Below are 21,607 nucleotides of genomic sequence, written 5' to 3'. Positions count from 1 at the left end.
CGTTCGCCACTAATCATTCTGTGCAAGCACAGAAGTCATCGTTCGACTTGCATGTGTTAAGCACGCCGCCAGCGTTCATCCTGAGCCAGGATCAAACTCTCCGTAAATGTGTTACAGACACAGCACCGAAGCCAAGGAAAATTGGCTGCAGGCACTGCACTAAATTCGAAACCGGCTAAAAAAACCGTCCCTTACCCACGGGGTGGGCGGAACGGCCTGTTCAACCAATCAAAATAAATTGGTATCAATAAACTTGGCACACTATTGAGTTCTCAAACAACAGACGCAATCCGAAAATACTCGGGAAAACAATGTTTTCCTTTTCTTCTTCGCTGCAATGTTTTATATCTTATTCCATTCCGGCGTTATTTGCAATTCGCGGCTTCCCTTGTCGGGACCCGGTGAAAAGCGTTTTCCGCCGTTCCGGACCCAGCATCCATCGGAGTCTTTCCCACCGGCCCTGCAAAGGGCGCGCGCTGGTTGGACTCTGTTTTTTGTTGGGGTTTGGCCGCCATGCTCGGGCGCTTTTCCAGCGTCCCGGCCGCGGCGACTCATGCAACTTTACACATCGCTTCCGGTCCTTGCAAACCGGATTGAAGTGATCCGCCGCACAGGCTTCGGGACCCTTTTACTGTCCCCGGCCCTGCAGCCGATATATCCATTCTAGGACCGGGCGGCAGCCTCTACGCAACCCGGCAGGCGGTTTTCCTCGTCACATCCGAAGCCACTGTGCGACAGGCAATGGACGGACGCCTTCGTCAGCTGCCCTTCCGTAGATAAGCGAGCTGGGCGGCCACCGAGAGTTCCGCTGCACGGCGGACGTTCGCCGGCACATCGGAGTAGACCAGGTCAGCGATCTCCCCCGCACCTGCATCCGGGCCGGCTTGTTCCAGGGCTGTCCGGATCTGTTCCAGACGCTCTTCGCGGTGGTCTCGGTAGGTCAGGACCAGAGAACTGAGGTCCGCCTGAACCGGTCCGTGTCCGGGAAGGACCATGGCCGGGCCAAGGAGAGAGAGCATATCCAGCGTGTCCAGATAATCGCCGAGGTTTCCGTCCGGGTAGTCCAGCACGGTAGTCCCCCGCCCCAGGATGGTGTCCCCCGTCAGGACGGAACCGTTGGCGCCGTCGTCGGGAAGCCAGAAGCACACCGAATCCGACGTGTGGCCCGGAGTTGCAAGGACCCGGATGTCCACGCCTGCGGCAGAGATCTCTTCATCAGCTGCCAGCGGTTTGCCTGAGACGCAGAAAGCGGGATCAAACGCCCGCACCGGAGCTCCGGTCAGTTCGGCGAACCGTCTGCTGGCCTCCGTGTGGTCGGGGTGCCGGTGGGTGATGAGCACCAGCTCCACGGTTCCGGCATCGGCGAGGGCCTGCAGGTGCCCTTCGTCCTGGGGACCAGGGTCCACCACCACCGTGCTTCCGGATCCGGGGGCAGCCACAAGGTAGCTGTTGGTGCCGTCCAGCGACATGGGACCCGGGTTCGGCGCCAGCCTTACACGGGTCAGGTCACTGCTGCGGACCACTCCGGATTCCGGAAGCATGGGCATGGTTTTCCTAGGCCAGACGGGTGAGCCAGCCGTGGGTATCCTCCACGGTGCCGGTCTGGATGCCGAGCAGCTGCTCGCGGATGGACATGGTCACTTCTCCGGGCTTGGCATCAGCGGAGCCGATGACCTCGTTCTCCGACTTAAGCTGCCCGATGGGTGTGATGACAGCGGCCGTGCCGCACGCGAACACTTCGGTGATGTCGCCTGAGGCAATGCCCTCGCGCCATTCGTCCAAGGTGATCTTGCGTTCCTGGACGTCCATGCCGCGGTCGCGGCCCAGCTGCAGAACGGACGAGCGGGTAATGCCGTGCAGGATGGTGCCGGACAGGGCCGGCGTGACCAGGCGGCCGTCCTTGAAGACGAAGAAGACGTTCATGCCGCCCAGTTCTTCAACGGCGTTGTCATTGAATTCATCCAGGAACAGCACCTGCTTGCAACCGTTCGCTTCGCCTTCCATCTGGGCAATGAGCGACGCCGCGTAGTTACCGCCGCACTTGGCTTCCCCGGTGCCGCCGCGGCCTGCGCGGGCGTACTTGGTGGAGAGCCAGATGGATACGGGCTTCAGTTCCCCGCCGAAGTAGTTGCCGGCCGGGGAAGCGATGACGCGGTAGGACACCTCACGGGCAGGACGCACGCCGAGGAAGGGCTCGGTGGCAATCATGAACGGGCGCAGGTACAGCGCAGCGCCTTCACCGTCGGGGATCCAGTCCTTGTCCAGTGCCACCAACTGGCGGATGGACTCCAGGAAGAGTTCCTCGGGCAATTCCGGCAGGGCAAGCCGGCGGGCGGAAAGGTTCAGGCGGGCCGCATTGGCTTCCGGCCGGAAACTCACCACTGAACCGTCTGCATGGCGGTAAACCTTCAGTCCCTCGAAAATCTCCTGGCCGTAGTGCAGCACGCCGGCGGCAGGGTCAATGGAGATGGGACCGTAAGGCTCAATGCGCGCGTTCTGCCACTCCTGCTCACCGGATTCCCCCGCCTTCCAGTCAATGACGGCGGTGTGGTCGGTGAAGTAGTCGCCGAACCCGGGGTTTGCCAGGATGGCTGCACGCTCGGCGGCGGGCTTGGGATGGGTGGAAAGCTCCTGGGAAAATTCCAGTGCGCTGACGGTCATGATTCCTCCACTGTGAACGGCAAAAACCCGTTCTACGACTGCTTATTGGCTATCAACGAGCTTATGACACCGCGGCGGCGATGGCATCGCCGACCTCGGCGGTGGTACGCCGCGTTCCGTCCCGCCCGGAAAGATCCTTTTCCACTGCCCGCTCCACCTTGGCTGCTTCATCGTCAAAGCCCAGGTGCTGCAGCAGCAGGGCCGCCGAGAGGATGGCTGCGGTGGGATCAGCCTTTTGCTGACCGGCAATATCGGGTGCGGACCCGTGGACCGGCTCGAACATGGACGGGAAGGTGCGGTCCATGTTGATGTTGCCTGAGGCCGCCAGGCCGATACCGCCGGTGATTGCCGCCGCCAGGTCCGTGATGATGTCGCCGAACAAGTTGTCGGTGACAATCACGTCGAACCGTGACGGATCGCTCACCATGAAAATGGTGGCGGCGTCTACGTGCAGATAGTCGTGGGTGACCTCGGGGAACTCGTGCGCCACCTTCTCCACCGTGCGCTTCCAGAGCCTGCCGGCGTTCACCAGCACGTTGTGCTTGTGTACCAGGGTGAGGTGACGGCGCGGCCGGGCGGCGGCCCGTTGGAAGGCATCGCGGACGACCCGTTCCACGCCGTAGGCGGTGTTCAGGGATACCTCGGTGGCGATTTCCTGCGGGGTTCCTTCCCGCAGCACTCCCCCGTTGCCGGCGTAGGGACCTTCGGTACCTTCGCGCACCACAATGAAGTCGACGTTGCCGGGGGCAGCGAGCGGGCTGTGCACACCCGGATACAGGCGGGACGGCCGAAGGTTGACGTAGTGGTCCAAGCTGAACCGCAGCTTCAGCAGCAGTTCGCGTTCAATCAGCCCGGACGGGACGAGCGTGTCCCCCGGTGCAGCCCCCACTGCACCGAACAGGATGGCATCGTGTCCCTTGAGTGCTTGCAGGGTGTGCTCCGGAAGCGTCTCCCCGGTTTCCAGCCAGTGCTCGGCTCCCAGCGGGTATTCCGTCAACTCGAACCGGACGGGGCTGCCGCCGGTGACTGCCAGCAGCACTTTTACTGCTTCGGCGGTGACTTCGGGCCCAATCCCGTCTCCGGGGATGACGGCCAGGGAAATGGTTCGGGGTGTTTCTTCACTCATGCTGCCCATCCTAGGAAACAGGTCCAGATACCGGGCAACCCGTCCCGCATCGTGGACACCCGCGCAGCACCCCGGGAGTTCAGCCCCCAGTATGACGCGCTGACGCCCGAACACCCCTACAGTTGGTTTCCATGCTCGTGCACCGACGACTCTATGCCTGGCTGCAGGCGAACCCCGGGAAAGTGAATTTCTGGCAGGCAATCGCTGCCACCCTCATCTTCGCCGTCCCCTTCCTGCTGACGGGAAGAGGGCAATACGTCGAATTCTTCCTGTCTGCGGTCATCTGCATGGCCTTGGGCTGGCGCCGCAGCCACCCGGTGGCGGCAGCTGCCGTCCAGGCTGCTGCCTGCATCCTCCAGCTGTTCCTCGTACCGGTCACCGGCCTGCCCGCTGACATCTTTGTGCTCGTTACCGTGTACTCCCTGGCCGCCTTCGCCCCGCGCTGGGCGAGCCTGGCCGGGCTGGCCCTGGCCGTCGTCGGCGGGGCACTCTTTATTTTCCGCTATTTCCTTTTCCCCGAGCCCGTCCTGCGTGATCCGATGATCAATGCACTCGACCTTGTCGCCATCGAAGCGGTGGTCCTGGTGGCTTGGACGTTCGGTGACCTGACCCGCACCCGGCGGCTGGCCGTGCAGGCGCTCCAGGACCGCGCGCATCGGCTGGAAGTGGAACGCGAACAGGAACGTCAGCTCGCCGCCGCCGATGAACGCAGCCACATCGCCCGCGAAATGCACGACATCGTGGCGCACTCGCTCTCCGTGATCATCACCCAGGCCGACGGTGCCCGGTATGCGAGCGCCGAGGACCCGGAGATCGCACCGAAGACACTGGGCGTCATTGCCGAAACCGGCCGAAGTTCCCTGCGGGAGATGCGCCGCCTGCTTGGCGTATTGCGAGGCGACGAAGCCGCTTCCACCCGCCCCCTCCCGTCCCTCGCCGACATCGAGGAACTGCTGGAATCCGTCAAACGGGGCGGACTGGACACCGCCCTCAGCATCACGGGAACGCCGCGGCGCTCCTTGCCTCCCGGCGCGGAGCTGACCGCCTACCGCGTGATCCAGGAATCCCTCACGAACGTACTCAAACACGCAGGACCGAAGGCGAGCGCGAAGATAGCCCTGCACTGGACTCCTACCGGACTGGAAGTGGGCGTCCTCGACGACGGGCTGGGCGCGGCGTCGGCCCTAAACGACGACGGCGCCGGGCAGGGCATCAAGGGCATGGCCGAGCGGCTGTCCCTCTACGATGGAACGTTGAAGGCCGCCCCTGCGGCCGGCGGAGGATTCCGCGTTGAAGCATTCATTCCCTACACGGAGGCTTAGCACCAGTGCCGGATTCCCCCTGGACGGCAGCGTCCGACCCGTCCACCCAGCCCGCAGCCCCCATCCGGGTACTCCTCGTGGACGACCAGCAGCTGGTGCGCGGCGGTTTCCGGATGCTGATCAATTCCCAGCCGGACCTCAAGGTTGTTGCCGAAGCCGGTAACGGGCGCGAGGCCCTGGCCGCGCTGGCAGCCGTGTCCGCCGACGTCGTACTGATGGACGTGCGTATGCCCGGGATGGACGGCATCGAAGCCACTTCCCGGATTCTGGACTCAAACAACGGCGGCGGACCGAAGGTCGTAGTCCTGACCACCTTCGACCTGGACGAATACGCCCTCACCGCCATCCAGGCGGGGGCCAGCGGTTTCCTGCTGAAGGACGCACCGCCCGAGGAGCTTTTGGAGGCCGTCCGGACCGTGTACCGCGGGGACGCCGTCATTGCACCGTCCACCACGCGCCGCCTGCTGGACCACGTTGCTCCCCTGCTGCGTACGGCCGGTGCCCCGGGCAGCCGGCATGCCGACGCCGTCGCCTCCCTGACCCGGCGCGAACACGAGGTGTTCACCCTGATTGCGCAGGGCCTGTCCAATCCGGAAATCGCGGCGAAGCTGTACCTGTCCGAGGCCACCGTGAAAACCCATGTGGGCCATATCCTGGCCAAGCTGGAGGCCCGGGACCGGGTACAGGCAGTGGTCATTGCCTACGAGACGGGGATCGTCGCACCCTAGGGAGATGGTCACGGTAGACGACGTCCGCTCCATCTGCCTCTCCCTCCCCGGCGTGACAGAACGCCTCAGCTGGAAGCAGCCGGCCTGGTTCGCCCGGACGTTGATGGCCCGGATGTGGGAGGAAGACGTCCTGACGGTCAAAAGCGCCGAACGTGAAGCGCTGGCAGCCCTGCAGCCGGACCTCTTCTATTGGACGCCGCACCACGACCGGTCCCCCTTGCTCCTCCTGGCGAGGCTGGAGCACCTGCCTCCGGATGAACTGTCCGAGCTGCTCCGCGAGTCCTACCGGCTGGCCGGGCCGCTTCCACCCACGGGATGAGACACGGAGGAAAAGGACCCGCCTGCCCTCCGATGTAACCGCATCCACCCCGGCAATACTGTGGCGGTATGACATCACTTGCACAGCATTCCCCTGCGGCGGGCGCCGGAAAACCGCGTCTCGCAGCCGCCGCCCAGCTCCTGAACAAGACCTACGGAACCGGTGACACCCGCGTCCACGCCCTGAAGGATGTGGACGTAAGCTTCGAGACCGGCACCTTCACCGCCATCATGGGTCCCTCGGGATCCGGCAAATCCACCCTGATGCACTGCCTGGCAGGTCTGGACACCGCGGACTCGGGCCGTATCTGGATAGGCGGCACCGAAATCACCGGGCTGAAGGACGCCGATCTGACCCGCCTGCGCCGCGACAGCGTGGGATTCGTTTTCCAGTCCTTCAACCTGGTGCCCACGCTGACTGCGGAGCAGAACATTACGCTGCCGGTATCCCTGGCCAACGGCACCGTGGACCGCGAATGGCTGGACTTCATCACGGAGACCCTCGGCCTCCGGGACCGGCTCCGGCACCGCCCGCATGAGCTCTCCGGCGGACAGCAGCAGCGCGTGGCTGTGGCCCGCGCCCTGCTGACCCGCCCGCATGTGCTCTTCGGCGACGAGCCCACCGGCAACCTGGATTCCAAGTCCGGTGCCGAAGTGCTCTCGCTCCTTCGCCGCTCCACCAAAGAGTTCGGCCAGAGCATCATCATGGTCACCCATGACCCCGTGGCCGCTTCCTATGCGGACCGCGTGGTCCTGATGAACGACGGCGAGCTGGTCGGGGAACTGGCGCAGCCCACCCCCGAGTCCGTGCTCGCCGCCCTCACCCAGCTGGGGGCATAGGCATGCTGCAGGTAGCCCTGGCGCAGGTGCGCCTCAATGCCCGGCGGTTTATCGCCGTTTCCCTGGCGGTGCTGATTGCCGTCGGCTTCCTCACCGCCACCCTCATCATCAATTCCTCGTCCAAGGCCTCACTGACGCAGAGCGTCGGCGAGGCGTACCGGAACGCCGATCTGCTCGTCACCAGCGATATGTACAGCGCGGATGCCGCCGTATTGGACGAGGACACCGCGGCCTTGGTCCGCGACACCCCCGGCGTGGACGGCGTCTACGCCGCCCGGCAGGCCTTCGTCACCTTCGGCGAGGACCGGGACAGCAATTTTGCCCAGCTGGGCAACACGTCCGACTACGCCGGCCTCTTCCCGGTGGAAGTGCTGCAGGGCACGCTGCCCGCTGCGGACAACGAAGTGGCCGTGGACAAGGACACCGCGGAACGCCACGAGCTGGCCGAGGGATCGGTACTGCCCCTCACCGCCTTTATCGATGACCCGACAGGTGAGCAGCATACGGCCGAGCTGACGGTCACGGCTTTGGTGTCCCCGTCCAAGGATCCACGGGCCCTGGGCACTCCGCAGCTGTATTCAACCTCTGCCACGGTGGCAGGGTTCGCCGAGCCGGAGTCCGGTTTCAGGAGTATTCAGGTGGCAGTTGCCGAAGGTGCCGCGGTTGAGGACGTCCGCGCGGCACTGCAGCAGGACGTGAGCGGTATGGAGGGTGTGTACGTCCGCACCGCGCAGGAGCAGACAGACGAAATGGTTGCTTCCATGACCGGTGGGGACGATATCCTCACCACCATCCTGCTGGCCTTCGCTGCCGTGGCCCTGCTGGTCTGCGCCCTGGTGGTCTCCAATACCTTCTCGGTGCTGGTGGCCCAGCGCACCCGTGAACTCGCCCTCCTCCGGTGCATCGGCGCCGCCCGCTCGCAGATCCGCCGCTCCGTCATTGTGGAAGCGCTGATCGTGGGCATCGTGGCCTCAGTTGCCGGAGTCCTCGCAGCCGTTGCACTTGTTGGCGGCATTATTGCCTACCTGAAGAACATTCCGGAGAGCGGCTTCGCAACGCTGGCGGTCTCCCCGCTGTCCGTCGTCGCCGGACTGGGTGTCGGCATCGCCCTGACAGTCCTGGCCTCGCTGGTTCCGGCACGCGCCGCCACAGCCGTTGCACCCTTGGCAGCCCTGCGCCCGGCCGACGACGTCCGCGCCGGGACCCGGCGCGGCCGGGTGCGCCTGGGTATCGGCATGGTCTTGCTCGCCGGCGGCGCCGCGCTGCTGGCCTTCGGAGCAGTGAAAGGCAACCTGCTGATTGCCCTGCCCGGCGGCATGCTCAGCTTCGTAGGTGTGCTCATGTGCGCCACCCTCTTTGTTCCGTCCCTGGTACGCACCGTCGGCAGGATCGCTGCGCCGTTGGGTGTGCCGGGCAAACTGGCGGCGCTCAACGCCGTCCGCAACCCCCAGCGCACCTCCGCAACCTCCTCCGCCCTGCTGATCGGCGTCACCCTGGTGACCATGATGATGACCGGCGCTGCAACCGTCCGGACCTCCTTGGACGACGTGCTGGCCGCAGAGTACCCGGTGGACGTCAGCATCGACGGGCCCACCGATGAGTCGCCTTTCACTTCCGCAGACGCAGAAGCTGCACGTGCCGTGCAGGGCGTGCAGGAAGCGGTGCTGGTGCCTACGGCCGGCATGACCGAGACGGAATACGGACCTGACGGTGTGTATGCCCTCGACCCTGCCGACGCCGCGAAGGTACTGCAGGATTCCACCCTTGCGCTGGAGGCCGGCGTTATCCTGATGCCGCAGGGAACCACGGAGAAAACCCTTACGGTTCAGGGGGCATCCAAGACCGTCGAGCTGAAGGTGGTGGTGTCAAGAAGCAGCCAACTGCGGCCGCTGATCAGCACCTCCACTGCCGAAACCCTGGGCGGTATGCCGGCCGCGGCAGCGGAAGACATGTATCCCCCGCAGCCGCAGCTGTGGCTGTCAGTGGTTGACGGCCTGAATACCAACGAGTTGATGGATCTGCGCACCGATCTCGCCGCGGCGGTGGACGTGGACGACTACGCCGTCTCGGGTTCGGCCATTGAGCGGGGGGCTTTTGAGCAGGTCATCAATGTCCTGCTGATGGTGGTCACCGGGCTGCTGGGCGTGGCAGTGGTGATTGCCTTGGTGGGCGTGGCCAACACCCTCTCCCTGTCTGTACTGGAACGCACCCGCGAGTCTTCACTGCTGCGCGCATTGGGCCTGACCCGGGGACAGCTGCGCGGCATGCTTGCATTGGAAGCCGTGCTGATTGCCGGGGTGGCTGCCCTGATGGGCAGCATCCTGGGCTCGCTGTACGGCTGGCTGGGAGCGGAATCCGCGCTGGGTTCCTTTACCACCGTGGCGCTGTCGCTGCCCTGGCTGCAGCTGCTCGCCGTCCTGGCCGTAGCGCTCCTGGCCGGACTCGCTGCCTCGGTGCTGCCTGCCCGCCGCGCGGCACGGCTCTCCCCCGTGGCCGGGCTGGCAGCGGACTAGGTCCTCGCGGTCCGGGCGCCGATCTGCAAGGATACTGAACAGGATGAATTACTAAGCAGGCTGATTTCAGCCGCCACCACGAGATGCATCCGGACAACGTGAGGAGAGCACATGCAGCAGTCCCAGACGGAACACGAATCACTGGCGGCCTACCTTGACGACCATCTGGTCGGGGCAGAAACGGGCGTCCGTCTTTTCACCGCCGCCCAGCGCACCTGGGAGGGCTCGCCCTATGAGGAAACCTTCGCGCGGCTCGCGGAAGAAATTTCGGACGAACGCGACGAACTGGAATCCCTGATCCACGCGCTGGGCTATTCGCGCAGCAAGGTGAAGGCGGCTGCGGCCATGGTGGGGGCCGCAGCCGGCAAGCTGGGTCCGCTGAATCCGCTCAGCACCGGCGGCGGCGCCACGGGACAGCTGGAGCTGGAGTCCCTGCAGTCGCTGGTGCGGATGAAGGAATCCCTGTGGCGGACCCTGCTGGTGCTTTCGGCCAAGGACCACCGGTTCAACACGGCCCGCCTGCAGGAACTTACGGAAACGGCCCGCCGGCAGCAGGAAGACGTAGCCGCCGTAATGGAGCAGACGGCCGCGCAGCGGTTCCTCGGCTCCGCCGAGTCCATCTGACCTGCCCAGTAGAACAAAAACACCCCCGGCGGCCTGCCGGGGGTGTTTTGCTTTCTGGATCCCTATTCGGCCGGCTCCTCGTACTTCGGGAAGATGGGCGTCGGAGCCGGCAGCTCGGTGCCCGGCACCAGCGGCGCGGCGATCGCGCTGAACTGCCGGGCGGCGTCGTCGTCCTGGCCCAGGACCGTGAGCAGCTTAGCCGCGCTGCCCGGCATCACCGGCTGGATCAGGATCGCCACGATGCGCAGCACCTCGAGGGTCACGTAGAGCACGGTGTTCATACGCTCGACGTCGGTCTTCCGCAGCACCCAGGGTGCCTGATCGGCGAAGTAGGCGTTGGTGTCGCCGAGGACCTTCCACGTGGCTTCCAATGCACCGTGGAAATCCTGGACGTCGTAGGCCTCGCGGGAAACCTGCAGCAGGTTCCCGGCCGCTTCCAGCAGCGCAGTGTCCTCAGGGGTGAACGCCCCGGGCTGCGGTACCGCTGCACCGCAGTTCTTGGCCACCATGGACAGTGAGCGCTGGGCCAGGTTGCCCAGGTTGTTGGCGAGGTCGGAGTTCATCCGGCCGACGACGGCGTCGTGGTTGTACGAGCCGTCCGCGCCGAAGGGCACCTCGCGCAGCAGGAAGAACCGGACCGAGTCCAGGCCGTACTGCTCGGCCCAGGCCTTCGGTGCCACCACGTTGCCCAGCGACTTGGACATCTTGACGCCCTTGTTGTGCAGGAAGCCGTGGATCATGATGCGCTTGGGCAGCTCCAGCTTCGCGGACATCAGGAATGCCGGCCAGAAAATGGCGTGGAAGCGGGAGATGTCCTTGCCGATCACGTGTACATCGGCGGGCCAGTACTTCTTAAAGGCTTCACTGTCCGTATCGGGGAAGCCGACGCCGGTGAGGTAGTTGGTCAGCGCGTCCACCCACACGTACATCACGTGGTCCGGGTTGCCGGGAACCGGGACGCCCCAGTCAAAGGTAGTGCGGGAGATGGAGAGGTCTTCCAGGCCGCCCTTGACGAAGCTGATGACTTCGTTGAACCGCGAGCGCGGCGCAGCGAACTCCGGCTGCGACTCGTACAGGTCCAGCAGCCGGTCCTGGTAGGCGGAGAGGCGGAAGAAGTAGCTCTCCTCCTCCGTCCAGGTCACCTCGGTGTCCGTTTCCTTGGAGTAGCGGACGCCGTCCTCGCGGACCTCGGTTTCGTCTTCGCTGTAGTAGGCCTCGTCCCGGACGGAGTACCAGCCGGAGTACTTGGAGAGGTAGATGTCCCCGTTGTCCTCCATCCGCTTCCAGATGGCCTGGGCCGCGGCGTAGTGGTCCGCATCGGTGGTGCGGATGAACCGGTCATAGGAAGTGCCCATGTCCGCTTCCATCTGCTTGAAGGCGGCGGAGTTGCGGTCCGCGAGTTCCTTGGCGGTAACGCCTTCCTTGTCCGCGGACTGCTGCATCTTCAGGCCGTGCTCGTCCGTGCCCGTCATGAAGAACACGTCGTAGCCGTCCAGCCGCTTGAAGCGGGCCATAGCGTCCGTGGCGATGTGCTCGTAGGCGTGACCGATGTGTGGTTCGCCGTTGGGGTAGGAGATGGCCGTGGTGATGTAGAACGGGGTCTTGGAATCGGAAGAAGTCACATAAGAAAATTACCCTGTTTTAGCGGGACTTGTCGCTTCGGCGCCGGTACGGCGGGCCAGGCCCAGAAGGACGAGGGTGTAGAAAAGGCTAATGGTGCACGCCGTACCGACGAGGCTGCGGTAAGGCACCCAGGAATCCCCCTGCGGCAGGATGACGAACTCGGCCCCGATGCACGCAGCCAGAAGCACCGCAAGGAAAATCTCCACCGCCATCCTGAGCCTGCGCTCCCGGTAGCGGCGCAAGAGCAGGAGCCCCAGGGGCAGTAAGGGCATAACCCACACCAGTTCGTTGAACCAGACCGTGGCGATCAGCAAATACCCCGCCGCACCTGTGCCAAGACAGACCAGGACGAATTTCCATCCCTTCGGAAGTCCGCCTGGAACCCCGTAAAGCGCGGTCAACAAGGCCCAGGGCGGCAGCAGCGCCGCCACCAATTCCATAGAGCCGGTCTGTGCCGGGACAAGCCACAGCAGCAGGCCAAGCGGAGCCAGATAAACCGCCAGCCGGATTCCGGCGGCAGGCGGCCGGGCAGGCGCAAAAACCATCAGCCCGGTCAGGACCACTACCAGGGCGAAAACCATCCGGTTGACCAGGACAATTGCGCCTTCGTCGTCCAGCGGCCAAATGAACTGCGTGTTGAGGAAGACGGCCGCATAGGAGCCGATTCCCACCAGCAGCAGGGCGGCCGTGGTCCAGGGCCGTTCGCGGGGTGGCGTTGCCTGCTCCCCAGGGGACTGTGACATGGCACTCAGCATAGCCAGAAGGCCGGCCCCGTTCGGGACCGGCCTTCCCGCTAAACTGCGTTGCCCTGCGGACTGCGACGTGCTGCTAGTCCTGCAGGTCCACCTCGCGGGCCACGGTGGCGCCGATTTCGAGTTTCAGTGCTTCCAGCACATCCTGCGGCACGGAGGAATCCACGGTCAGCAGGGACAGGGCCTGGCCGCCCTCGGAGTTGCGGGCCACCTGCATGCCGGCAATGTTGATGTCCTTCTCCCCCAGCACCCGGCCCAGGGCGCCGATGACGCCGGGACGGTCCTGGTAGAGCAGCACCACCAGGTGCTCGCTGATGGGGATTTCGAGGTCGTACCCGTTCACGCCCACGAGCTTCTGGATCTGCTTGGGGCCGGTAAGTGTGCCGGCCACTTCCAGCCGGGTGCCGTCGGACAGGGCGCCGCGGATGGTCAGCAGGTTGCGGTAGTCGTCCACGTCCGGGGTGGTCAGCAACCGGACCTCGATGCCGCGCTGTTCGGCGAGGACCGGAGCGTTCACGTAGGAAACCTGCTCGGACACGATATCGGTGAAGATGCCCTTCAGCGCCGCCAGTTCCAGTGCCTTCACATCGAGGGCAGCGATTTCTCCGGCTACTTCGATGTCGATGGCGGTCACGGAATCCGAGGCAAGGGCGGTGAAGATCCGGCCGAGCTTTTCGATCAGCGGGATGCCCGGGCGGACGTCTTCGGCGATGACTCCGCCGGCCACGTTCACGGCGTCGGGCACCAGTTCTCCGGCCAACGCCAGACGGACGGACTTCGCCACCGAGATGCCGGCCTTTTCCTGCGCTTCGGCGGTGGAGGCGCCCAGGTGCGGGGTGACCACCACGTTGTCCAGCGCGAAGAAGGGCAGGTCGGTGCTGGGTTCCTTGACGAACACGTCGACGCCGGCGCCGGCGATCTTTCCTGCCTGCAGCGCCTCAAACAGGGCTGCTTCGTCCACGAGGCCGCCGCGCGCCACGTTCACCACGTAGGCGGTGTCCTTCATCTTCTCGAACGCCTCGGCGCCGAGCATGCCCAGGGTTTCGGGGGTCTTGGGCATGTGGATGGTGACGAAGTCGGACTCGGCGAGCAGTTCGTCGAGGGACACCAGCCGGACATTCAGCTGGGCGGCACGTGCGGAGGTGACATACGGGTCATAGGCGAGGATCTCGGTGCCGAAACCCTGCATCCGGGCGGCCACCAGTGCGCCGATACGGCCCAGTCCGATGATGCCGATCTTCTTTTCGAACAGTTCGGTGCCGCTGTACTTGGAACGCTTCCACTCGCCGTTCTTCAGGGCGGCGCTGGCCTGAGGGATGTTCCGGGCCAGGGACACGATGTGCCCCACCGTAAGTTCCGCCGCAGAGATGATGTTCGACGTCGGCGCGTTGACCACCATCACGCCGGCCTGCGTGGCGGCCTTGATATCCACGTTGTCCAGGCCCACGCCCGCCCGGGCAATCACCTTGAGGTTCCTGGCGGCGGCGATCGCCTCGGCGTCCACCTGCGTGGCGGAACGCACGAGGATGGCGTCGACGTCGGCAATCGCGGACAGGAGCTGGGAGCGGTCGGCGCCGTCGGTGGTCCGGATGTCGAAATCGGGGCCCAGGGCCTCGACGGTGGCGGGCGAGAGTTCCTCCGCAAGGAGTACGACTGGTTTGGTGGCAGACACCGATGACCTCTTTACACTTGGAATATTTCTTTGCACTGGAAGAGTTGCTGGGGTTTTCACGCAGGAGGCCGGACCCGTGGGGCCCGGCCTCCTTGCCGATTTGGCCTGCTTTTCGAGCTTAGCGCGCAGGGCTAGCGGGCTACCGAACCCTCGGTGTAATCGTCGTCGTTCTTGATCCAGGAGAAGAGCTTGCGCAGTTCGCGGCCGGTGGATTCGATGGGGTGGTCCTCGCCCTTCTTGCGCAGGGCCTTGAACTCGGGAGCGCCGGCGTCCTGGTCATCGATGAAGCGCTTGGCGAAGGCACCGTTCTGGATGTCCGCGAGGACGGCCTTCATGTTTTCCTTCACGTGCTCGTCGATGACACGCGGGCCGGAGACGTAGTCGCCGTATTCGGCGGTGTCGGAGACGCTCCAGCGCTGCTTGGCGATGCCGCCTTCCACCATCAGGTCCACAATCAGCTTCAGTTCGTGCAGCACCTCGAAGTACGCGACCTCCGGCTGGTAGCCGGCCTCGGTCAGGGTTTCGAAGCCGTACTGGATCAGCTGCGACGCGCCGCCGCAGAGCACTGCCTGCTCGCCGAAGAGGTCCGTTTCCGTTTCTTCGGTGAAGGTGGTTTCGATGACACCGGCTCGGGTGCCGCCGATGGCCTTGGCATAGGACAGGGCCAGTTCCTTGGCGGTTCCGGAGGGGTTCTGCTCGACGGCAATCAGGTCCGGGACGCCGCGTCCGGCTTCGAATTCGCGGCGCACAATGTGGCCCGGGCCCTTGGGTGCTACGAGCGCGACGTCGACGTCGGCCGGCGGCTGGATGTAGCCGTAGCGGATGTTGAAGCCGTGGCCGAAGAACAGGGCGTCGCCGGCCTGCAGGTTCGGGGCGATTTCCTCCGCGTAGACGAACCGCTGCACCTGGTCAGGGGTAAGCACCATGATCAGGTCCGCTTCGGCGACGGCGTCCGCCACGTTCAGCACGCGCAGGCCCTCGGCCTCGGCCTTGGCGCGCGAGGCGGAACCTTCCTTGAGGCCCACGCGGACGTCCACGCCGGAGTCGCGCAGGCTGAGGGCGTGGGCGTGGCCCTGGCTTCCGTAGCCGATGACGGCGACGGTACGGCCCTGGATGATCGACAGGTCAGCGTCGTCGTCGTAATACATGTCAGTCACTTTGGTTATCTCCTACTGGTTTCTAAGGACAAGGGTCTGTGGTGGAACTCAGGCGCTGCGCAGCGCGCGGTCGCTCATGGATTTTGAGCCGCGTGCAACGGCGAGGGTTCCGGATTGGACTATTTCGCGGATGCCGAAGGGCTCGAGCACCGAGAGCAGTGCGTTGAGCTTGTCGGCGGTGCCTGTTGCCTCGACGATGAGCGAGTCGGTGGAGACGTCCACTATCGAGGCGCGGAACAGCTCGGCTGCCTGGGTTACCTGCAGCCGGGTTGCGGCATCCGCGCGGACCTTGACCAGGATGTGGTCCCGCTGCACGGAAGAATCTGGAACCAGCTCGACAATCTTGATGACGTTGATGAGCTTGTTCAGCTGTTTGGTGACCTGCTCGAGCAGGTCACCTTCGGCGTCGACCACCACGGTGATGCGGGACATGCCCGGCACCTCCGACGGGCCCACGGCGAGGGAATTGATGTTGAATGCCCGGCGAGCGAACAACGAGGCGACCCGGGTCAGCACGCCGGGAACATCTTCTACCAGCACGGAAAGGGTGTGGCGGGCCATCTCCTAGTCCTCCTCTTCCCAGGTGGGAGTCATGTTGCGGGCAATTTGGATCAGGTCATTGCTGACCCCGGTGGGGACCATCGGCCACACCATGGAGTCGCGGCTGACCACGAAGTCAATCACGACGGGGCGGTCATTGATCTCCAGCGCCTGCGCGATGGTCGCGTCGATATCCTCGTCGCGTTCGCAGCGCAGGCCCACGCAGCCGTACGCCTCGGCTAGCTTGACGAAGTCCGGGATCCGCACGGTGTCATGCCCGGTGTTCAGGTCCGTGTTGGAGTAGCGGGACTCGTAGAAGAGGGTCTGCCACTGCCGGACCATGCCCAGCGAGGAGTTGTTGATGATGGCGACCTTGATCGGGATGTTGTTGATCAGGCAGGTGGCCAGTTCCTGGTTGGTCATCTGGAAGCAGCCGTCGCCGTCGATGGCCCAGACCACCCGGTCCGGTGCGCCCACCTTCGCGCCCATGGCTGCCGGCACCGAATAGCCCATGGTGCCCAGGCCGCCGGAGTTCAGCCATGCCCGGGGGCGCTCGTACTTGATGAACTGTGCGGACCACATCTGGTGCTGGCCCACGCCGGCCACATAGACGCCTTCGGGGCCGGTCATCGCACCGATGCGTTCGATGACTTTCTGCGGGGCAATCAGTCCGTCTTCGGGAGTGGTGTAACCGATCGGGTAGGTTTCGCGCAGCCGGTCCAGCACGGCCCACCAGGCCGAGATGTCGGGTTTCGCGGTTTCGAACTGTCCGCGCACGGCGTCGGCCAGTTCGGGGATGATTTCCTTCACCGAGCCGACGATCGGCACATCCGCCGGCCGGTTCTTGGAGATCTCTGCCGGGTCGATGTCCGCATGGATGACCTTGGCACCGGGTGCGAAGGAGCTCAGCACCCCGGTGACCCGGTCATCGAAGCGGGCGCCGAGGGTGATCAGCAGGTCCGACTGCTGCAGGGCGGTCACGGCCGAAACCGACCCGTGCATCCCCGGCATGCCGACGTGCAGTTCGTGTGAATCGGGGAAAACGCCGCGGGCCATCAAGGTGGTGACCACCGGGGCGCCCACCAGTTCGGCCAGTTCGAGCAGCTCTGCCGAGGCGTTGGCCTTGAGCACACCGCCGCCCACGTAGAACACGGGCCGCTGCGAGGCGGCAATCAGGCGGGCAGCCTCACGCACCTGCTTGGAATGTCCCCGGACCACGGTCCGGTAGCCCTGCAGATCGATCTTCGGCGGCCAGGAGAAGGTGGTCTTCGCCTGCTGCGCGTCCTTGGCAATGTCCACGAGGACCGGACCGGGACGGCCAGATGTCGCAATGTGGAAGGCCTCGGCCAGCACGCGGGGAATATCGGCCGCGTCCGTCACCAGGTAGGAGTGCTTCGTGATGGGCATCGTGATGCCCACGATGTCGGCTTCCTGGAAGGCGTCGGAGCCGATGAACGCGCTGGAGACCTGCCCGGTGATGGCGACCATCGGAACCGAGTCCATGTGCGCGTCGGCAATGGCGGTGACGAGGTTGGTGGCCCCGGGGCCGGACGTCACAATGCAGACGCCGGCGCGTCCGGTCACCATGGCGTAGCCTTCGGCCGCGTGGCCGGCGCCCTGTTCGTGGCGGACCAGGATGTGCCGGATCTTCGTGGAATCCATGAGCGGGTCATAGGTGGGCAGGATGGCGCCGCCGGGCAGTCCGAAGACTTCATCGACGCCGAGTTCCTCGAGCGAACGGACGATGGCCTGGGAACCGGTCATCTCGGTGGGCGGAACAGTGTTGTTGGGCCCCTGGATGCGCTCATCCGCGGCTTCCGGATGCGCAGACACGGAACTGGCTACGTCTTTGGTCTTGGCTGCCGCGGCGCGTGCAGCGGCATTTGCCTTCGAGGCCATCAGCGAAGGGCTGATTGGCGATCCCTTACTCATCGGAACTTCCTTTGCGGATGCTAATCCATGGTCAATGCGGTCATGCGACGGCCGTCCCGGGTTGTGCCCGGTACGGCTTCTGTGTTCAGCGAAGCCAAAACTGGCGATGCCAATAAAAAAACCCCTCGTGCCTGTTGGCTCCGTAGGGGTTCGCGCGTGACGTCTTAGACAAGTCGGGCTGTTACGCCACGCGCTTGATAAGGACGACGGGTACGATCTGCATACCGTTCAGTCTTGCGTTCCCCTACGGGGGTGTCAATCATATGAGACGTCCGTCTCACTATCTGGACGTAACGTCCAAGGTTTGGATGCCCCGCCCACTACAGGCGGCAGGGCGTAATAAGGCTGCAAGGGCCTTAGGGGCCCCGATGACGTCCGCTCTCGGCGGGCGTCATCGGGGAGGCCCTATCAGCCGCAGTAGGCCCCCGTGGACGCAGAGTTCACCATCTTGGCGTACTTGGCCAGGACACCCTTGGTGAACTTCCCGGGCAGCGGCTGCCAGCCGACCTTGCGGGCTTCGAGCTCGTCCGGGTCCACCAGCAGGTCGAAGCTGCGGGCGGCAATGTCCACCCGGATCCGGTCGCCGTCCTTCACGAAGGCGATGGGGCCGCCGTCAACCGCTTCGGGTGCCACATGGCCGATGCACAGGCCCGTGGTGCCGCCGGAGAAGCGGCCGTCGGTCAGCAGCAGGACATCCTTGCCCAGGCCCGCACCCTTGATGGCGCCGGTGATGGCGAGCATTTCGCGCATGCCCGGTCCGCCCTTGGGGCCCTCGTAGCGGATGACGACGACGTCGCCGGCGTGGATTTCTCCGGCATTCAGGGCGTCGAGGGCACCCTGTTCACGCTCGAAGACGCGTGCGGTGCCTTCGAACACGTCGGCGTCGAACCCTGCGCTCTTGACCACGGCGCCTTCCGGAGCCATGGACCCCTTCAGGACGGTGATGCCGCCGGTCTTGTGGATGGGGTTGTCCATGGCTCGCAGGACCTTCCCGTCCGGATCCGGCGGGTTGATGGCCGCGAGGTTCTCCGCGACGGTCTTGCCCGTGACCGTGAGGCAGTCGCCGTGGATCAGGCCGGCGTCGAGCAGTGCCTTCATGATCACGGGCACGCCGCCGATCTTGTCGACGTCGAACATGACGTACCGGCCGAACGGCTTCAGGTCGCCCAGGTGCGGAATGGTGTCGCCGATCCGGTTGAAGTCCTCGAGGGTGAGGTCCACTTCCGCTTCGCGGGCGATGGCCAGCAGGTGCAGCACGGCGTTGGTCGAGCCGCCGAAGGCCATGGTGACGGCGATGGCGTTTTCGAAGGCTTTCTTGGTCATGATGTCGCGGGCGGTGATGCCCTTGCGCAGCAGGTTGACCACTGCTTCGCCGGACTTGCGGGCAAACTCGTCGCGGCGCCGGTCCGCGGAGGGCGGCGCGGCCGAACCGGGAAGGGACATGCCCAGTGCCTCGCCGATGCAGGCCATGGTGTTGGCGGTGTACATCCCGCCGCAGGCACCTTCACCGGGACAGATGGCCCGTTCAATGGAGTCGAGGTCCTTCAGGCTCATCTTGCCTGCGGCGCAGGCACCCACTGCTTCGAAGGCGTCGATCAGGGTGACTTCCCGCTCGCTGCCGTCCTCCATCTTGGCGAAGCCGGGCATGATCGAGCCGGCATAGAGGAAGACGCTGGAAAGGTCCAGCCGTGCTGCGGCCATCAGCATGCCGGGCAGGGACTTGTCGCAGCCGGCAAGCAGCACGGAGCCGTCCAGGCGCTCGGCCATCATCACCGTTTCCACCGAGTCCGCTATGACCTCGCGGGACACCAGGGAGAAGTGCATGCCTTCGTGGCCCATGGAAATACCGTCCGAGACGGAAATGGTGCCGAACTGCATGGGGAAGCCGCCGCCTGCGTGGATGCCTTCTTTGGCACCTGTGGCGAGGCGGTTCAGGGAAAGGTTGCAGGGAGTGATCTCGTTCCAGGAACTGGCGACGCCGATCTGCGGCTTGGCGAAGTCGTCGTCGCCCATGCCTATGGCACGGAACATACCGCGGGCAGGTGCCGCGTGTATGCCGTCCGTAACGACTCGGCTGCGGGGTTTGATGTCCGGTGTGTTGTCCACGCTCATGGGTAGATCGTAGGACCTAAGCCTGCCGGGGTGGGCTCTGTGACGGACATTGGCAACTGTTGTTACGGCCTGTGAACGGCAGATGAAGATCAGAGGCAGGGGCCCGTACGGGCTTCCCGAATAGGGGGACGGTGTTCATAGACTGGGGGTATGACATCGGATACAGGGTCCACGGATCCGGGCGTACATACTGCAGACACGGATACTGCAGACCCAGGAACCCCCGCCAGTGACCAGCTGAAGCGGGTGCTGCGCCGGGTCTTCGAATCCCAGATTCCCAATTACGGTGACTACAACCTGGTGCTGGCCACGCCGGGGCTCGACGGTGAAACGGGTTTTTATGTGCTGGGCTACCGGTGGCGTCCGGCGGAGGTTGTGTTCGCTCCGTTCGACGTCGATACCCTCGCCGGGCTGGAAGCGCCCACTTCGGTGAACACCACCAATCTCAGCCACACCGACGAGCTGGACACGGACGCGTACGAGGTGGGCACGAGCACCGGGCGGGTCTTCCAGTTTGCCGTGGAAGCGCAGGCCGCTCTGCCGGCCACGGCTTCAGCGGGCGAGCGCCTGCTGGAGCAGTCCGCCGACTGGGAAGATTTCCGCTCCTTCGTGGACTCCTACCTGGAACTGGCCTGACACAGGTCCGCCTACCCCCACGGGCCGGGGCGGACGAGGTTCAGCGGTTCCTTTCCTGCTGCCAGCCGCTGCACCTGCTTGCGCAGCAGGGCCTTGATCCGGGGCTCGAACGCGGCGGTGTTTCCGCCCCAGTGGGGAGTGATGATTGCCCCCGGCGCCTGCCGCAGCGGATGCTCCGCCGGCAGGGGTTCCGGGTCGAAGACGTCAAGAGCGGCCCGCAGCCGGCCGGACACCACTTCCTTGGTGAGGGCCTCGCTGTCCACCACGGCACCGCGGGCAACATTGACTACCAGCGCCCCGTCCGGCAGGGCGGCGAGCACGCGGGCGTCGATGAGGTGGAGGGTCTGCTCGTTCAGCGGCGTGATGACCACCAGGATCTCGGCCGTGGCCGCCAGTTCGGCCAGCTCGTCCGTACCGTGCACGGCGCCGTCGTCATCCGTCCGGGCGGTGCTGCCCACCCGGGTGAGTTCGACGTCGAACGGGTGTAGCCGTGCGGCAATCTCCCGGCCGATTCCGCCGACCCCCACGAGGAGCACGCGGCGGTCCGCCAGCCCCGGATACCGGATCGATTCCCACCGGCCCTCATGCTGGGCGCTGAGCGCGTTGTCGATCCCCCGCTGCGCGGACAGGATCAGGGTAAGGGCCATCTCGGCCGTGGCGGCAGCATGGACGCCCGCGGCGCTGGCGATGGCCGTCCCCTCGCCGACCAGATCGGGCAGTCCGTCGTAGCCCGTCGACTGCGCCTGCAGGAGCAGCAGGTCAGGTACCCGGTCCAGCGCGTCTCCGTAGTCGGATCCGTTGGCGTAGGGAAGCACCACCGCATCGATCTCTCCGTACGCCACCCCCTCGGGCTCACCGACCAGGTCCCAGACGGCGGCCTTCATGCCGTCGGGCAGCGGCTGCAGGGCTTCGAGAAGTTCGGGCGTGGGCACGGTCAGGGTGCGCACCGGGACATTGCGGGATTCAGTGTCGGCCATGCCAGCCAGCGTAACGGGTGTCACTGCGGGAGCGGGACGGTGGCCGGGGTCCTTCGCTATGGACAGCGGCAGGT

At 65.1% G+C, this 21,607-nt stretch carries 18 protein-coding genes and 1 rRNA gene; 7 read left to right on the top strand and 12 right to left on the bottom strand.

What is annotated here, in order from left to right; all coding sequences use genetic code 11:
• From NNX38_RS06975 to NNX38_RS06960, 4 genes are all read right to left on the bottom strand, one after another.
• Positions 1-107: ribosomal RNA gene (locus NNX38_RS06975) — 16S ribosomal RNA — on the bottom strand; the annotation flags it as partial.
• A 651-nt stretch (positions 108-758) separates the two neighbouring features.
• Positions 759-1,547 (bottom strand): MBL fold metallo-hydrolase, encoded by a 789-nt coding sequence (locus NNX38_RS06970; RefSeq protein ID WP_370646383.1) that lies wholly within the window; start codon positions 1,545-1,547, stop codon positions 759-761.
• A gap of 7 nt (positions 1,548-1,554) precedes the next feature.
• On the bottom strand, positions 1,555-2,661 hold the full coding sequence (locus NNX38_RS06965) for a branched-chain amino acid aminotransferase (protein ID WP_255797344.1): 1,107 nt from the start codon (positions 2,659-2,661) through the stop codon (positions 1,555-1,557).
• Between the two features lie 61 nt (positions 2,662-2,722).
• Positions 2,723-3,787: a 3-isopropylmalate dehydrogenase gene (locus NNX38_RS06960; RefSeq protein ID WP_255797343.1), complete on the bottom strand. Its 1,065-nt coding sequence runs from the start codon at positions 3,785-3,787 to the stop codon at positions 2,723-2,725.
• 131 nt (positions 3,788-3,918) lie between these two features.
• On the opposite strand from NNX38_RS06960, the gene NNX38_RS06955 reads away from it, so the two are divergent.
• The 6 genes from NNX38_RS06955 (at position 3,919) to NNX38_RS06930 (ending at position 10,132) form a co-directional block, all read left to right on the top strand.
• Entirely contained in the window at positions 3,919-5,109 is a 1,191-nt protein-coding gene (locus NNX38_RS06955; protein ID WP_255797342.1) for a sensor histidine kinase, read from the top strand.
• 5 nt (positions 5,110-5,114) lie between these two features.
• Positions 5,115-5,837, top strand: a complete 723-nt coding sequence (locus tag NNX38_RS06950) for a response regulator transcription factor (protein ID WP_255797341.1) — start codon at positions 5,115-5,117, stop codon at positions 5,835-5,837.
• A gap of 4 nt (positions 5,838-5,841) precedes the next feature.
• The gene (locus NNX38_RS06945; protein WP_255797340.1) at positions 5,842-6,156 is read left to right on the top strand and encodes an MmcQ/YjbR family DNA-binding protein; all 315 of its coding nucleotides are present in this window, start codon (positions 5,842-5,844) and stop codon (positions 6,154-6,156) included.
• A gap of 68 nt (positions 6,157-6,224) precedes the next feature.
• Positions 6,225-6,995 carry an ABC transporter ATP-binding protein gene (locus NNX38_RS06940; RefSeq protein ID WP_255797339.1) on the top strand — a complete coding sequence of 257 codons (771 nt, stop codon included), beginning with the start codon at positions 6,225-6,227 and terminating at the stop codon, positions 6,993-6,995.
• A gap of 2 nt (positions 6,996-6,997) precedes the next feature.
• Positions 6,998-9,508, top strand: coding sequence for an ABC transporter permease (locus NNX38_RS06935; protein WP_255797338.1), 2,511 nt, complete (start codon positions 6,998-7,000; stop codon positions 9,506-9,508).
• Positions 9,509-9,619: 111 nt separating this feature from the next.
• Positions 9,620-10,132: a hypothetical protein gene (locus NNX38_RS06930; protein WP_255797337.1), complete on the top strand. Its 513-nt coding sequence runs from the start codon at positions 9,620-9,622 to the stop codon at positions 10,130-10,132.
• Between the two features lie 62 nt (positions 10,133-10,194).
• Here the strand turns inward: NNX38_RS06930 and metG are convergent, their stop codons facing one another.
• From metG to ilvD, 7 genes are all read right to left on the bottom strand, one after another.
• Entirely contained in the window at positions 10,195-11,754 is a 1,560-nt protein-coding gene (metG, locus tag NNX38_RS06925; protein ID WP_255797336.1) for a methionine--tRNA ligase, read from the bottom strand.
• Positions 11,755-11,763: 9 nt separating this feature from the next.
• Positions 11,764-12,498 (bottom strand): hypothetical protein, encoded by a 735-nt coding sequence (locus NNX38_RS06920; RefSeq protein WP_255797335.1) that lies wholly within the window; start codon positions 12,496-12,498, stop codon positions 11,764-11,766.
• A gap of 85 nt (positions 12,499-12,583) precedes the next feature.
• The gene (serA, locus tag NNX38_RS06915) at positions 12,584-14,179 is read right to left on the bottom strand and encodes a phosphoglycerate dehydrogenase (RefSeq protein ID WP_255797334.1); all 1,596 of its coding nucleotides are present in this window, start codon (positions 14,177-14,179) and stop codon (positions 12,584-12,586) included.
• A gap of 131 nt (positions 14,180-14,310) precedes the next feature.
• Complete coding sequence (gene ilvC, locus NNX38_RS06910) at positions 14,311-15,336, bottom strand: ketol-acid reductoisomerase (protein ID WP_255797333.1); 1,026 nt, start codon at positions 15,334-15,336, stop codon at positions 14,311-14,313.
• 48 nt (positions 15,337-15,384) lie between these two features.
• Entirely contained in the window at positions 15,385-15,897 is a 513-nt protein-coding gene (gene ilvN / locus NNX38_RS06905) for an acetolactate synthase small subunit (protein ID WP_227918205.1), read from the bottom strand.
• Positions 15,898-15,900: 3 nt separating this feature from the next.
• Positions 15,901-17,808, bottom strand: a complete 1,908-nt coding sequence (locus tag NNX38_RS06900) for an acetolactate synthase large subunit (RefSeq protein WP_255797332.1) — start codon at positions 17,806-17,808, stop codon at positions 15,901-15,903.
• 408 nt (positions 17,809-18,216) lie between these two features.
• Positions 18,217-19,920 carry a dihydroxy-acid dehydratase gene (gene ilvD / locus NNX38_RS06895; protein WP_255797331.1) on the bottom strand — a complete coding sequence of 568 codons (1,704 nt, stop codon included), beginning with the start codon at positions 19,918-19,920 and terminating at the stop codon, positions 18,217-18,219.
• Between the two features lie 150 nt (positions 19,921-20,070).
• Between ilvD and NNX38_RS06890 the strand changes: the two genes are divergently transcribed.
• The gene (locus tag NNX38_RS06890) at positions 20,071-20,556 is read left to right on the top strand and encodes a hypothetical protein (protein ID WP_255797330.1); all 486 of its coding nucleotides are present in this window, start codon (positions 20,071-20,073) and stop codon (positions 20,554-20,556) included.
• Between the two features lie 11 nt (positions 20,557-20,567).
• Here the strand turns inward: NNX38_RS06890 and NNX38_RS06885 are convergent, their stop codons facing one another.
• Positions 20,568-21,533 (bottom strand): 2-hydroxyacid dehydrogenase, encoded by a 966-nt coding sequence (locus NNX38_RS06885; RefSeq protein ID WP_255797329.1) that lies wholly within the window; start codon positions 21,531-21,533, stop codon positions 20,568-20,570.
• Positions 21,534-21,607 lie beyond the last annotated feature (74 nt).

The organism is Arthrobacter sp. zg-Y238, assembly GCF_024385525.1.
Classification (GTDB): domain Bacteria; phylum Actinomycetota; class Actinomycetes; order Actinomycetales; family Micrococcaceae; genus Arthrobacter_B; species Arthrobacter_B jinronghuae.
This window is presented reverse-complemented; position numbering and strand designations above follow the sequence as displayed.

What these genes read in the sequence shown, in the direction of transcription:
- NNX38_RS06890 (WP_255797330.1), top strand. Translation starts at nt 20,071, where the DNA reads ATGACATCGGATACAGGGTCCACGGATCCGGGCGTACATACTGCAGAC.
- NNX38_RS06960 (WP_255797343.1), bottom strand. Translation starts at nt 3,787, where the DNA reads ATGAGTGAAGAAACACCCCGAACCATTTCCCTGGCCGTCATCCCCGGA.
- NNX38_RS06945 (WP_255797340.1), top strand. Translation starts at nt 5,842, where the DNA reads ATGGTCACGGTAGACGACGTCCGCTCCATCTGCCTCTCCCTCCCCGGC.
- ilvD (WP_255797331.1), bottom strand. Translation starts at nt 19,920, where the DNA reads ATGAGCGTGGACAACACACCGGACATCAAACCCCGCAGCCGAGTCGTT.
- NNX38_RS06955 (WP_255797342.1), top strand. Translation starts at nt 3,919, where the DNA reads ATGCTCGTGCACCGACGACTCTATGCCTGGCTGCAGGCGAACCCCGGG.
- NNX38_RS06970 (WP_370646383.1), bottom strand. Translation starts at nt 1,547, where the DNA reads ATGCCCATGCTTCCGGAATCCGGAGTGGTCCGCAGCAGTGACCTGACC.
- NNX38_RS06965 (WP_255797344.1), bottom strand. Translation starts at nt 2,661, where the DNA reads ATGACCGTCAGCGCACTGGAATTTTCCCAGGAGCTTTCCACCCATCCC.
- ilvN (WP_227918205.1), bottom strand. Translation starts at nt 15,897, where the DNA reads ATGGCCCGCCACACCCTTTCCGTGCTGGTAGAAGATGTTCCCGGCGTG.
- NNX38_RS06900 (WP_255797332.1), bottom strand. Translation starts at nt 17,808, where the DNA reads ATGAGTAAGGGATCGCCAATCAGCCCTTCGCTGATGGCCTCGAAGGCA.
- NNX38_RS06920 (WP_255797335.1), bottom strand. Translation starts at nt 12,498, where the DNA reads ATGTCACAGTCCCCTGGGGAGCAGGCAACGCCACCCCGCGAACGGCCC.
- NNX38_RS06940 (WP_255797339.1), top strand. Translation starts at nt 6,225, where the DNA reads ATGACATCACTTGCACAGCATTCCCCTGCGGCGGGCGCCGGAAAACCG.
- NNX38_RS06885 (WP_255797329.1), bottom strand. Translation starts at nt 21,533, where the DNA reads ATGGCCGACACTGAATCCCGCAATGTCCCGGTGCGCACCCTGACCGTG.
- NNX38_RS06930 (WP_255797337.1), top strand. Translation starts at nt 9,620, where the DNA reads ATGCAGCAGTCCCAGACGGAACACGAATCACTGGCGGCCTACCTTGAC.
- NNX38_RS06935 (WP_255797338.1), top strand. Translation starts at nt 6,998, where the DNA reads ATGCTGCAGGTAGCCCTGGCGCAGGTGCGCCTCAATGCCCGGCGGTTT.